The sequence below is a fragment of the Cytobacillus sp. FSL K6-0265 genome, from assembly GCF_038003465.1.
Lineage (GTDB): Bacteria > Bacillota > Bacilli > Bacillales > Cytobacillaceae > Cytobacillus > Cytobacillus stercorigallinarum.
In genome coordinates this window covers 1,125,437-1,138,684 of record NZ_JBBOPE010000001.1, presented here as the reverse complement: position 1 = coordinate 1,138,684, position 13,248 = coordinate 1,125,437, and the positions used below count along the sequence as shown (strand labels likewise).

The 13,248-nt window shown below is 35.4% G+C and carries 10 protein-coding genes; 1 reads left to right on the top strand and 9 read right to left on the bottom strand.

Features of this window, described 5'->3' with window-relative positions:
• Nucleotides 1-35 precede the first annotated feature (35 nt).
• The 6 genes from MHH73_RS05845 to MHH73_RS05820 all read right to left on the bottom strand — a co-directional run bounded on the left by MHH73_RS05845 (nt 36) and on the right by MHH73_RS05820 (nt 7,372).
• Entirely contained in the window at nt 36-1,217 is a 1,182-nt protein-coding gene (locus MHH73_RS05845) for a class I SAM-dependent rRNA methyltransferase (protein WP_341065482.1), read from the bottom strand.
• Between the two features lie 98 nt (nt 1,218-1,315).
• Nucleotides 1,316-2,602: a C4-dicarboxylate transporter DctP gene (gene dctP / locus MHH73_RS05840; protein WP_191815728.1), complete on the bottom strand. Its 1,287-nt coding sequence runs from the start codon at nt 2,600-2,602 to the stop codon at nt 1,316-1,318.
• Nucleotides 2,603-2,910: 308 nt separating this feature from the next.
• Nucleotides 2,911-3,426: a PadR family transcriptional regulator gene (locus MHH73_RS05835; RefSeq protein WP_191815726.1), complete on the bottom strand. Its 516-nt coding sequence runs from the start codon at nt 3,424-3,426 to the stop codon at nt 2,911-2,913.
• A gap of 248 nt (nt 3,427-3,674) precedes the next feature.
• Complete coding sequence (locus tag MHH73_RS05830) at nt 3,675-4,901, bottom strand: cytochrome P450 (protein ID WP_341065479.1); 1,227 nt, start codon at nt 4,899-4,901, stop codon at nt 3,675-3,677.
• Between the two features lie 200 nt (nt 4,902-5,101).
• On the bottom strand, nt 5,102-5,782 hold the full coding sequence (locus MHH73_RS05825; RefSeq protein WP_191815721.1) for a response regulator: 681 nt from the start codon (nt 5,780-5,782) through the stop codon (nt 5,102-5,104).
• A 3-nt stretch (nt 5,783-5,785) separates the two neighbouring features.
• Entirely contained in the window at nt 5,786-7,372 is a 1,587-nt protein-coding gene (locus tag MHH73_RS05820; protein ID WP_341069691.1) for a sensor histidine kinase, read from the bottom strand.
• Nucleotides 7,373-7,445: 73 nt separating this feature from the next.
• On the opposite strand from MHH73_RS05820, the gene MHH73_RS05815 reads away from it, so the two are divergent.
• Nucleotides 7,446-8,522: a DctP family TRAP transporter solute-binding subunit gene (locus tag MHH73_RS05815; protein ID WP_191815719.1), complete on the top strand. Its 1,077-nt coding sequence runs from the start codon at nt 7,446-7,448 to the stop codon at nt 8,520-8,522.
• A gap of 801 nt (nt 8,523-9,323) precedes the next feature.
• Here the strand turns inward: MHH73_RS05815 and MHH73_RS05810 are convergent.
• The 3 genes from MHH73_RS05810 to MHH73_RS05800 all read right to left on the bottom strand — a co-directional run bounded on the left by MHH73_RS05810 (nt 9,324) and on the right by MHH73_RS05800 (nt 13,089).
• Nucleotides 9,324-10,835, bottom strand: coding sequence for a succinate CoA transferase (locus tag MHH73_RS05810; protein WP_191815717.1), 1,512 nt, complete (start codon nt 10,833-10,835; stop codon nt 9,324-9,326).
• 190 nt (nt 10,836-11,025) lie between these two features.
• Nucleotides 11,026-11,670: a LytTR family DNA-binding domain-containing protein gene (locus MHH73_RS05805; RefSeq protein WP_341065473.1), complete on the bottom strand. Its 645-nt coding sequence runs from the start codon at nt 11,668-11,670 to the stop codon at nt 11,026-11,028.
• Between the two features lie 108 nt (nt 11,671-11,778).
• Nucleotides 11,779-13,089, bottom strand: coding sequence for a uracil/xanthine transporter (locus tag MHH73_RS05800; protein ID WP_341065471.1), 1,311 nt, complete (start codon nt 13,087-13,089; stop codon nt 11,779-11,781).
• Nucleotides 13,090-13,248: the final 159 nt, after the last annotated feature.

Sequence of the window (13,248 nt, the reverse complement as noted above, 5' to 3'; positions counted from 1 at the left end):
AAAGGAGACACTTCACTGTATCCTTTAGCTTTTTATTAAGTATTTTTTCTTATAAATAACACCTTAAGATAATTGCTTTCTTGGTAGGAAGAATTCGTTTTGAAATCATGTGGTAAAGTAAATTCTTCAATGATTTTATACTTCTCATTTGCTGAAGAGAAAGCTTTTGCCACAAATGTCTTAAATTTTTTCATTGAAACATTACTCGCATTAGATGAAGCGACAATGACCCCTCCTTGATTGGTAATTGAGATGGCTTCTACTAATAAAGAAGCATAATCTTTTGCCACACTAAAAGTATGTTTTTTTGAGCGAGCAAAACTAGGTGGGTCTAAAATGACAAGATCGAATGTTACCTTTTTTCTCACTGCATATTTAAAGTATTTGAATACATCTTCAACAATGATGTCCTGTTCTTCATAATCAATACCATTTACACTAAACATTTCGATTGTCTTCGCTTTACTTCGATTAGCCAAATCAACACTTGTTGTTTTCACTGCACCGCCTAATGCAGCTGCTGCCGAGAAGGCTCCCGTGTATGAGAAGGTATTCAAGATCGTTTTACCATTGGCATATTGATCCCTTATTTTTTTCCTTACTTCCCTTTGATCTAGGAAAACCCCAACCATTGCACCATCATTAAGATAGATTGGATAGTTTATCCCGTTTTCTTTAACGATAATAGGAAATGTCGGCTTTTCACCACAAACAAAATCGTCATCTTCTACATACTGCCCTTTATGATTAAACCTTTTCTTCTCATAAATAGCCTTCACTGGCAAACATTGTTCTAATGCTGTAATAATCTCCTGTTTAAATTGATAGATCCCTTCACTATACCAACTAATGCAATAATACGTATCATAATAATCTATTGTAACGCCTCCAACACCATCGCCTTCTCCATTAAAAATTCTAAAAGCAGTCGTTTCTGGATCGTTAAATAGTTTTTGTCTATGATTTACTGCTGTCTTCAGCTTTTCCATAAAAAAAGCTTGATCTATTTGTTCATGCTGGTTTGTCGTTAATACCCAGCCTCTGCCTTTATTTTGAATTCCATAATAACCTTTACAGAGAAACTGTCCTTTTTCATTCACTAACTCAACAATCGTACCTTCATCCATTTGAGGAATTCGTTCAACAGATTGTTCATTTATTAATGGAAAACCTTCCTTATACTTCTTTATGTATGACGGTCTTACTGTTAACTTCATATACGCTCCACCTTATTAATCAATGATTTATTTATCGTACCACAAATAGCAACTGACAGACAAAGCCCTCTCAAGTTTATCTTGAGAGGGCTTAACCGTTAACTTGCTTTATTCACTTCATGTGAGATCTCTTTCATATTTGAAATCGCATGTTGATATTTTTCTTCATCAAATTCTTTCTCGCTTTTCGCAACTGCGATTGTCGCAATACCGTTACCAATCATATTCGTAATGGCACGCCCTTCACTCATAAAGCGGTCAACACCGAGTAAGAGGGCTAAACCTTCTAACGGGATTACTTGAATGGCTGCTAATGTCGAAGCTAGTACGATAAATCCACTTCCCGTTACCCCAGCAGCTCCCTTAGAAGTAAGCATAAGAATTAAGATAATCGTTATTTGTTGTCCGATAGATAAATCGACACCAAATACTTGAGCTAAGAATACGGTAGCCATAGAAAGATAGATTGAAGTACCATCAAGGTTAAAGGAATATCCTGTTGGAATGACCAAACCAACGACTGATTTGGACGCGCCGAATCTTTCCATTTTATCCATCATTCTTGGTAGAACGGATTCCGAAGAACTCGTTCCTAATACGATAAGTAACTCATCTTTAATAAATCGTAAATATTTAAATAGACTAAAGCCATAATATTTACATATTAAGTTTAAAACGATAAAGATGAATAAAAACATTGTAATATACACACTCATCATCAACTTTGCGAGCGGTGCTAAAGAACCTAAACCGAAATGTCCAATTGTATATGCCATTGCACCAAATGCACCAATTGGCGCAGCTTTCATTACATAACCAATGATCTTAAAAAACACATGGGATAACCGGTCAAGAAAATCAGTAATAACTTCTCCCCGTTTACCTAAAGAAGCAAGTGCAACCCCAAATAGAATGGAGAAGAATAGAACTTGAAGAATATCTCCCTCCGCAAAAGCGTTCACCATATTTGATGGCACGATATGTGTAACGAATTCCATCCAATCAATGCCTTCCTCAGCATTGGTTGTATATTCAGATACATCCCCTTGTTCAAGCTCATTAAAATTTAACCCGTCACCTGGTTTAACAATATTAACAACTATTAACCCAATGACTAGAGCAAGCGTCGTAACCACTTCAAAATAGATAAAAGCTTTCCCACCAACTTTACCTACTTTTTTCATATCTCCCATTTTTGCGATACCTAATACAATGGTTAAGAAAATAATTGGGGCAATAACCATCTTCACGGCATTAATAAAAGTCGTTCCTAAAGGCTTTAATTCTTTACCTATATCTGGCCAAATTAAACCAACTAACACACCAAGTGCAATCGCTGTTAACACCTGAACGGTTAAGTTCTTAAAAATTCTTAAAAATCCCATGTTTATCATCTCCTGTCCCACTATCTATCTGACTATTCTTTGTAATTAGAATGATAGCGTTTTCAGAAAATGAAAAGAAGTTTATGGTCATAGTGAACATTTTGTTCATTTTGGTCTTATTAGTTGAGAAAGAAAAACGATTGGAATATCAAGTTACATCATACTATTCATTATAGGAGGAGAGTGTACTTTCGAGGTTATTTCTAATCACTCAAACTTTAAGCATCTAAGGGAAACTTAAGGTCCCATTTGGAATAGAAGAGACGAAAGAGAGCCTCAATTTATTTTAGCTCTCTTTTGTCTAGTTATTATTTTAAGAATTCTAGTACCCTCTCTAACCATTTAATATTAAATTCTGCTTTTTCAAATGCGTGAGCAGCAATTAATTGGCTTGAGTCAGAGACTGTATCATGTCTTTCCTTTTCTGCTTTTTTCGTTTTTAATGTATGCCATCTTTCTTTTTCTTTGAGAATGGTTTGTTTCAAAATAGAAGCGGCTTCTGATTTATTAATATAATTTAAGAAATGAATGGCAATATACAAATCTGCCACTTCCGTATACTTTTGAAAACAAAGATAGAGCTCTTCTACTAGATGACGACGCCCCTCACTTGTTATTCGATAAAGTGTTTTTTCTGGACGACTTCCTTCTTGTAGCTTTTGTACAGGTTCTATCCAATTCTTCTTATGCAATGCTTCAAAATCATAATAGAACTTCCCCTCACTAATCTTTATGAAAGGCTGTGCATTCAATAGTTTTTTGCGAATATTATAAGGATAGTCTACTGAATGTGCTAACATACCTAAAATATATATTCTGATCATTCACCCGTTCACCTCCAAAAACGTATATAGCTATCTTAACTTATACTGGGAAGTAAACGCATCTGATTCTTTCATTATGGTTTCAAATAATAAGGGTGCGCTCGTTGATTAGCGGTAAAATCGATAGACTTATAATAAAAATACGAACATATTCATTAGAATTTGTTCGTATTTTCCAAGAAAACTATTCATTTATTTACGCTAACCAATCATTCGTTTAATTTCAGCTTGCATCATTTTATTTAAATTTAATAAAGTTTAAGGGGCAATGCGGTTAACGTTTGACCGGTCGCAGAATCTGTTAAGTTGGATTCTAATTCAAATGATTCGACAGATTCGATTTTTGTAAAATGCTTAACTAAGTTTTCCAAAATAAGCTTTAGCTCAAGTCTTGCTAATGGTGCACCTAAACAAAAATGTGGCCCATTTCCGAATGTAAGATGTTTCTTATTATTCTTCCTATGAATATTTAATTGAAATGGCTCTTCAAACATTTCCTCATCCATATTAGCCGCACTCATCCAGGCAACAACGACATCGCCCTTTTTCAAATCTACCCCTAAAAGATTATTATCCTTCTTCACCGTGCGATCTCTTCGACTCATATGGAAACGATATCGCAACATCTCTTCGACTGTCCGATCGATATATTCAGGGTGAGCTTTTAATTCTGAAAATAACTCTTTGTCATCATATAAAAGGGCATAAAAACTTGTTGAGATCATATGACTCGTTGTTTCTACACCTGCACCTAAAATAGCCATTGTCATTTCAATAATTTCAAAGTCTGTTAGTCTTTCCCCATCTACTTCAGCCCTAATGAGATCAGAAATGATATCATCTTGTAACTGCTGGCGCTTTTCAATGATGACTGGTTGTAAATAAGTAAAGAACTCTTTAATTGCCTGATTTTTTTGGTTGTCGATTACATCCTTTTTGCTCTTATCATATGGTAGAAATAATATATCGACCCATTTCTTAAATTTAATCACATCGGGCTTCGGAATCCCTAATAAGTCTGACATCACCATTGCAGGCATTGGATTAGCTAATGCCGCTACGATATCTTCCGTTTTACCCTTTTCTATTTGTGTAATTAAGTTTTCAGCAATTTGATTTATTCGCGGTTTCCAATTTTCTAAACTTCTTGGTGTAAATGCTGATGCTAATAGAGATCTTCCTTTTCTGTTATTCGGAGGATCCATTTTCAAGAAGTTTACTTTACTATTCATTTGCTTATCATCTTCACTAAACTTTACTGAAATCGTTGTACGGTCTCCTTCACTGGAGAAATGTTCATAGTCGCTTAAAACGGTCTTTACGGCATCATACTTGAATGCATTCCAAGTGTCTGAATTCTCATTATAACGAATAGACCCACTTTCAAGCATCGATTTGTACCATTCTAACGGTTGGAATTGTTCTGATCTTGAATCAAAATGTTTTATGTCTTCTAATGAGATAATCTCTTTCATTTAACATTTCCTCCTCTTTGATCATATGGAGATAGATTATATACTTTAATTAAAGTATATAATCTATCGTAATTTTTCTCCCTTTCATCGTCAATGCATGGAAAGTAGTAGTTTTACTATAGGGGCAAATGAACTAAAAAGAACCGTTGAATAGCCTCAACAGTTCTTTTAGTTCATGATTATTATTCCTCTTCTCCACACTACGCTTTAATCATATACCGATTCACAGGCCTCCCCACTCCACCATATTGTATATCAAGTACAATTACCCCTTTTTTCTCTAAATAATCAAGATATCTCCGAGCTGTCACCCTTGCAATCCCAATACCGCTAGCCACTTCTCCAGCTGCTTGCGGTTGTTGTTGAACTTTTAAATAAGTAATGACCTCTTTCAATGTAAATTCATTCAGGCCCTTAGGTAAATCTGCCTCTATTTTCGTTACTTGTTCTGTATAAAGCAATTGGTCAAGTTGCTCTTGTGACATTGTTCCTTCATTTTTTAAACTGTCACGATATTGCCGAAACTTCTCAAGTGCCTGCTCCATTCTATCAAATTTAAACGGCTTCATTATATAATCGATTGCCCCATTTTGTAGCATGATTTTAATCGTATCCTTATCTTTTGCTGCTGAGATCACGATCACTTCTGCATTGAGTTTTTGTTTCCTTAATTCATATATAACTTTTAATCCATCTTTTTTCGGCATAAACACATCAAGTAATATTAAATCTGGTAATAAATCTTTAGCTAGCCTAATGCCTTCTTCTCCGTTATTGGCAATGGCTTTCACATGAAATCCCTTTACCTTAGAAATAAACCCTTTATTAACTTCTTGAACCATTGGATCATCTTCAATTAATAGTACTTGAATATCATTCATTAGTTAGACCTCCCCAAAGGTAATTAGAAAAGAAGTACCTTCATTTACATTAGAAGTGACAGTTATTTGCCCTTCCCCTTTATCCACAATTTGTTTGACTAAATATAATCCGTAACCAGTCCCATTTTCTTTTCCTTTTGTGAAACCTTTTGTAAAAATTTTTTCTAAATTAGATTCTTCTATACCTATCCCATTATCTTCTACTAGAATGGAACAAATGTGATCATCTTGTTCGATACTAATATCAATTATTTTTTCTTCTCTATCTAGTTGTTCAAAGGCACCGAAAGCATTCTCAACCAAATTACCTAATAATAAAACAAAATCATGATGATCTAAATGAGGAGGAAAGTGATCCAAATTACTATTAGTATCAACTGTCACGATAATATCTAGTTCCTTCCCTCTTCTGATTTTGCTAATTAGAAGTCCAGCTACCGCATCGTCCTTGATCACTTCATGAAGAAATAAAGAAATACTTTCTTGTTCTTCTGAAGCAGCAAATGCAAGTTGAAAGGCCTTTTCTGGCTTTCCTAATTGGATAAGCCCAGCAATTGTATGCAATTTATTCATATGCTCATGATTTTGCACACGCAGGGCCTCAACAAAACTCCTTACACCAGTCAGTTCCTCTGCTAATTTTGCTACCTCTGTCCTATCTTGGAAAATAGCCACAGCGCCAATTAATTGACCATCTTTATTAATAGGAATTCTCGTACTCAAGATGCTTTTTCCACTCACCATAATTTGTTCATTATAAACTGGTTCATTTCTCTCAACGATTTCTGGTAAACGGGTATCTTCTAAAACAGAACGAATCGATAACCCCGTTACTTCTCCGCTCACATTAAATATCTTTTTGGCTTTTTCATTAAAAATTGTAATCTTCTCATGATAATCAATTGCAATTACCCCTTCATTGATGGAATGAAAGGTCGCTGTTCTCTCTTCAAACATACGTTTAATTTCAAACGGTTCTAAATCAAACATTTGCTTCTTAATATGATTGGCTAATATATATGAGGCAATAAACCCCACAATAAGAGTTAGGAAAACGATCAATAGGATCTCTTTAGAAAAGCCAGAGACGATTTCCTTGAAGGTTGGGATCTTATTACCAACCATCACCACACCTATTTGGTTTAGTTGTTCATCTTTTAATACTGGAATAAACGCTCTTAAATATGTACCATCTTCTCCCTTGGCTTTAGAAAAATAAATATGTTCTGCAAATGCAGGATCTTCATCACTACCAGTTGACACATTACCTATCATACTTTTAACTGGGTGTGAAAAACGGACCCTATCCATATTCATGACTACAATATAATCCGTATTATTTATGACCCTTATTTCTTCCACGATGGGGTTAATTATCTTCCAACCCTCATCTTCCTCAAGTCCATCTTTTATATCTGCAAGTTCTGCTACAGTCCTAGCTGTACTCATTGATTCGCCTCTTAAGTCTAGTTCTTCTTGCTGTTGCATATTTGCGATAACAACAAGTCCACAAATAAGCAGTAAAAAGATAACAACCCCGTATGATAGCAATGTTATTTTCCAACGAATAGGTATTTCCTTCAAACAAATCTTCCTTTCATTGCCATCTAGACTTGACCTTTAATCTGAAAATAAAGATACTATTTAGTATGAGGTGAAGGTGATGAAAAGTAAATATAGCATCATACTATTAACCATTATTATAACGCTTACGCTTTTTTTTAGTTTCAAACAATATATACTTTCAGAAGACCTTCCTTATGATGATGAACAAGAAGGGCTCAACGATCAAATCGTTTTAACTTTTAGTCATGTTGTCTCCAATAATACACCAAAGGGAATGGCCGCTGATAAATTTGCTGAGATTGTTGCGGAAAAATCGGATGGAAATATTAAAATTGTCGTCTTCTCTAACGGCTCTCTCTACTCTGATATAGAAGAAATACGTGCTGTTCAAGAAGGAAATGTTGATATTATTGCCCCCTCAACGTCTAAACTTGGCATGTTAAACCCTGCATGGGGCGTACTCGATTTGCCGTTTATCTTCCCTTCCTATGAAGCCATTAACGAAGGATTAGATGGGTTTATCGGGCAAACATTATTATCTAGTGTTAAGGGGGATGGACTCATCGGCTTAGCTCATTGGAGTAATGGATTTAAACAATTCACATCAAATGATGGTCCAATTATTTATCCGAAAGATATAGCTGGACAAACATTCAGAATCATGCAAAGTGATGTCCTCTCATCACAATTTCTTACATTGAACGCTAATTCAGTGAAAGAATCTTTTAATTCTACATATGACTTATTAGACAGTGGGAAAGTAGACGGCGAAGAGAACACCATCTCTAATATTTATTCTAAAAAGTTTTTTAACTTACAAAAGTATATGACAATAAGTAATCATGGCTATCTCGGTTATGCCGTCTTAATGAATGAAAATGTTTGGAATAAGCAATCAAGAGAAACAAAGCGAATCTTAACTGAAGCTATGGCTGAAGTCACGCAATGGAATCGCAAACAAGCTGCGCAAATGAATGAAAATCAACTCGAAGAAATAAAAAAAGTGAGTTCAATCGACATTCATGAACTAACCAATGAAGAGAAAATCAGTTGGAAAAAAGTCCTTGACCCCGTCTACACTCAATTTAAAAATGAAATTGGCAGTACTTTGATCGACAAAGCATTAAAGCTCAGAGATAAATACGAAAACGAAACAACTGATGAAAGGGACTGAGTGAGGCAACTTGAATCCAACTAAACTTTTGACCGAGCTTGATTTTTTGACTCGTTTCCGCTTGAATCCAATCAAATTTTTGCTCGGGCTCACTTTTTTGACTCGTTTCTGCTTGAATCCAATCAAATTCTTACCCGGGTTCCCTTTTTTTGACTCGTTTCCACTTGAATCCAATCAAATTTTTACCCGGGTTCACTTTTTTGACTCGTTTCTGCTTGAATCCAATCAAATTTTTGCCCGGGTTTCCTTTTTTGACTCGTTTCTGCTTGTATCCAATCAAATTCTTACTCGGGTTCCCTTTTTTGACTCGTTTCTGCTTGTATCTAACCAAATTTTTCCGAGGGCTCCCTTTTTTGACTCGTTTCCGTTTGAATCCAATCAAATTTTTGCCCGGGTTCCCTTTTTTGACTCGTTTCTGCTTGTATCTAACCAAATTTTTACTCGGGCTCACTTTTTTGACTCGTTTCTGCTTGAATCCAATCAAATTTTTACTCGGGCTCACTTTTTTGACTCGTTTCTGCTTGAATCCAATCAAATTTTTACCCGGGTTCCCTTTTTTGACTCGTTTCCACTTGAACCCAATCAAATTTTTGCCCAGCCACACCTTTTTTGACTCGTTTCCACTTGAACCCAATCAAATTTTTGCCCAGCCACACCTTTTTTGACTCGTTTCCGACTCAGTCTCTTTCCTTTCCAGTATATATATAGGACAAAACCAATGGGGAACCACGACAAAAAGTAACCTGAGCATTGACTTAGGTTACTTTTACTAACACGTATTTAATAATTTTGCCGTTTCTTTTATACATCCACTTTCTCTGAAGTTAACATTGTGCCATTTTCCACATAGTTAATGTGCCAAGAAAAAGCTTTTGCTAGGATATGTGGAGTTTGGCCACCTGCTGATAATGCTTCATAATAATAATCTCTCAGTTGATCTTTGTATAATGGATGCGCACAATTTTCAATGATGAGCTCAACTCGTTCACGTGGAGCCAACCCTCTTAAATCTGCGTAGCCTTGTTCTGTGACAATTACGTCAACATCATGTTCTGTATGATCAATATGCGAAGCAAAAGGTACAATACTTGAAACTTTTCCATCTTTAGCAATTGATTTTGTCACGAATATAGCTAATCTTGCATTTCTGGCAAAATCTCCTGATCCACCAATACCATTCATCATCTTAGTTCCTTGAACATGAGTAGAATTTACATTACCATAGATATCTAGTTCCAATGCTGTATTGATAGAAATTAATCCTAATCGACGAATTAATTCCGGATGGTTCGTGATCTCTTGTGGCCTTAACAATAACTTATCGCGATATTGATCGAAATGAGCAAACACTTCTTGCATCTTTTCTTCTGAAAGTGTAATGGAACAGCCTGAAGCAAACTTTACTTTCCCTGCATCAATTAAATCAAACACTGCATCTTGAAGTACTTCTGAATACACCTCTAAGTCTGTGAATTCTGAGTCAATCATGCCATGTAAAACAGCATTTGCTACGGAACCAATGCCTGATTGTAATGGGGCAAGTTTTTCATCTAATCTACCTTCTGCAATTTCATTGCGAAGAAAGTTGGTTAAATGTTGCGCCATAATAACTGTTTCCTCATCTGGCTGAACTATAGTTGATGGTGAATCACCTTGTTCAGTAAATACAATCGCTTTAATTTTCTCCGGATTTACTTTAATCCCTATCTCTCCAACACGATCAGCTACGTTTGTAATAGGAATTGGGCCACGCTCGCCTTGTTTATCCGGACTATAAATATCATGTAACCCTTTTAACGATGCTAATTGGGCCATATTAATTTCAACAATTACACTATGGGCATGTTCAGCAAAAGAAAGTGAGTTACCAACTGATGTTGTAGGTATAATTGTCCCATCTTCTTCAATCGAAACCGCTTCCAAAATAGCTACATCCACTTGTAATACTCCGGAACGGATGAGTTCTGCTGTGTGAGATAAATGTTGATCAACAAATAAGAAGTCCCCTTTATTAATGCCTTTTCTCATTGTTGAGTCCGCTTGAAATGGTAATCTCTTATTTAAAATACCAGCTTCGGCAAACAACTTATCCACATCCGAACCAAGAGATGCACCTGTATACACATTCACTTTAAAATCTTCTGTTTTTGCTCTTTCTGCTAATGCTACAGGAACCGCTTTCACATCTCCCGCACGAGTAAATCCACTTAACCCCAATGTCATTCCATCTTTAATCATTTCTGCAGCCCCTTCTGCAGTCATGATATTGTTCTGAAGTGTCTGAATTTTAATTCTCCCAAGTTTATTATCCATATTCCCATCCCTCTTTCTGTAAAGAATACTTAATAACTATTTTACTAATAAATCAGAATGGGGTTATTTTTTTAGTATAATTAATGAAAAATTTTGATAAAACAGCAAAATCTGCCGATAAGCCAGCAGATTTTTTCAGATAATCAGAAAATATTGAGTTGAATGGCTATTCATCTAATATGCTTTAAGTTTAAAAACCGAGCAACTTACGAAAATAGCTAGAATAAGATTGACTAACAGGCACTTTTGCACCATTTCTCATTAATAATAAGAAAGTAGAATGTGAGTCAGGAAATATCTCTTGTATTTGATTAACATTCACCAAGAATGACCTGTGACAGCGAATAAAGTTTTCCTTTGGTAAAATATACTCAAACTCCTGTAGCGTATTTTTATGCGTACCAGAAGAGTAAATAGAATGAACATGTGTTTTACGATCCTTGGCTTCCAAGAAATATACTTCATTAAATGGAACCGGTACCCAGCCATCACTTGTCTTTAATGTAACGACAGATTTCCCCTCTGTCAATGTTGGAAAAATAGCTGTCACACAACCTTCAATTTTCCCATTATTTTTAAATGGAACAGCCATCCCGTGATAAGGTACGCCAAATACATCCCTATTAATAAACTCTGATACCTTTTGTTCAGCCTTAAGCGCTTTATCAGCAATACTTCCTTCTTTTACAAGGTCCCCTGGCCGAATTTTCAAGTCCACACGTTTACTTGGACGATAGTAAATATACTCTGTTGTATTTGAAACTACAATTGACACTTCATCTGAAAATAATTCCCCAATTACATCTAGCAATGAACTCAGTGTAATTCCTTCCATCGCAAAAATCCCCTTTTTTGATTCGCTACTATTCTATCTTACGTGTTTTATTTTCATTTGCCTAGTCAAGAAACGTGCAAGAGTATGTCTCGTACCAAAGAAAAAACATCAACTTGCTTTTCCTCTTTTAATAGGATGATCTTCATATTTACCCCAGTTCACTGTTTTTTCTAAAATAATTGAAATAATCACACCCATAATTAGCCCATTTGCTAAAAAGGGTTGAACGAGTACAGGTAATTCCGAAAAGATAGCAGGTGAAATGTTCATAATACTAATACCAATTAAGATAGGTGCTGCTAATCTAAATATCGTATTGGAATTAAACGTCTGTCCATTTAAACTACTGAATGCGGTACCAAATAATTGCATATACGCAACAAACAAGACTGCGTTTCCGACAGTAACAGGTAACATTGAAAGAAACGACCCTAAAATGGGAACAATGCCAATGATCGTAAGCAAGGCACCACCAATAAAGAATGGTTTTCGTTCATAAATTCTCGTACTTTGTAAGAAACCAATCGTTGATGTAAACGGTGTATAAGGAACAAGTCCAAAACCAGAGCCAATAATGGTGGAAATTGAAGTAATCATCATTGAGCCTTTAAACTCTTTTTTGGCTGCTCTTCTTTGTAGAAGCTTTTCAGCAGCGTTAATAGATGCAAATGTATTACTTAAATTTAATAACACAGCAACAAACGTGACAACGACAATTCCTATTTCAAGATTAGGAGCTCCTAACGGAAAAAGTTGAAAAGGTGCCGATGTTGTCATCCCAGCGCCATCATTACCAAACAATAAGACATAACCGAGCCAGCCTCCTAAAAGGCCAATTAAGATAGAAAAATTGCTAATAAGTTGATTACCTTTCATTTTTAATGTAGCGACAATCAGCGCTAATACTACAGAATAAAGACTTATTCCTATGTCAATGACGCCAGTTGAAGTCATCTTTAACATACCTTCAAAGAAGATAAACATTAATTGAAAGGTAAGCAAAAATAAATATACAGTCATTACCATCGGACTAAAGATGGCTTGCAATAATGAAAAACCACCACAAGCGATCAGCAAAATGGTCACTAGACTAGCTAAAATAATACCAGTAACAATTCCACCACCAATACGTTCTAATCCAATATTAAGCGCTTGTGCTGAAAGCCCAAGATTTAGGATAATTCCCCATAGCAACCCTGAATGCCCTTCCATAATCGGGAAACGATGGCCTTTCCATCCTTGAAGTATACAAGTAATACCTGTAAGTATGAGTGATGCTCTAATCATCATTGCCATCGTTTCACTAGATAGCTCAAATGCATTGGCAATGGAAATCGGAATGACAACAGTATTAGCAAAGATAAAAAAGACCCATTGAACGGAAGAAACCATTGTCATTGATGAAATAAACTTTTTCAATCTGTACACCACTTTCTACGTTATTCATTTTCACATCTACTAGTATAATTCATTTTAAAAGAAAAAAAGCCTTCAAAAAAAGAATTATGGAAAACGAAATAGGTTGAAGCCATTCTAACATATACGTATTCATACAAATAATAACCCTCTCCATATATG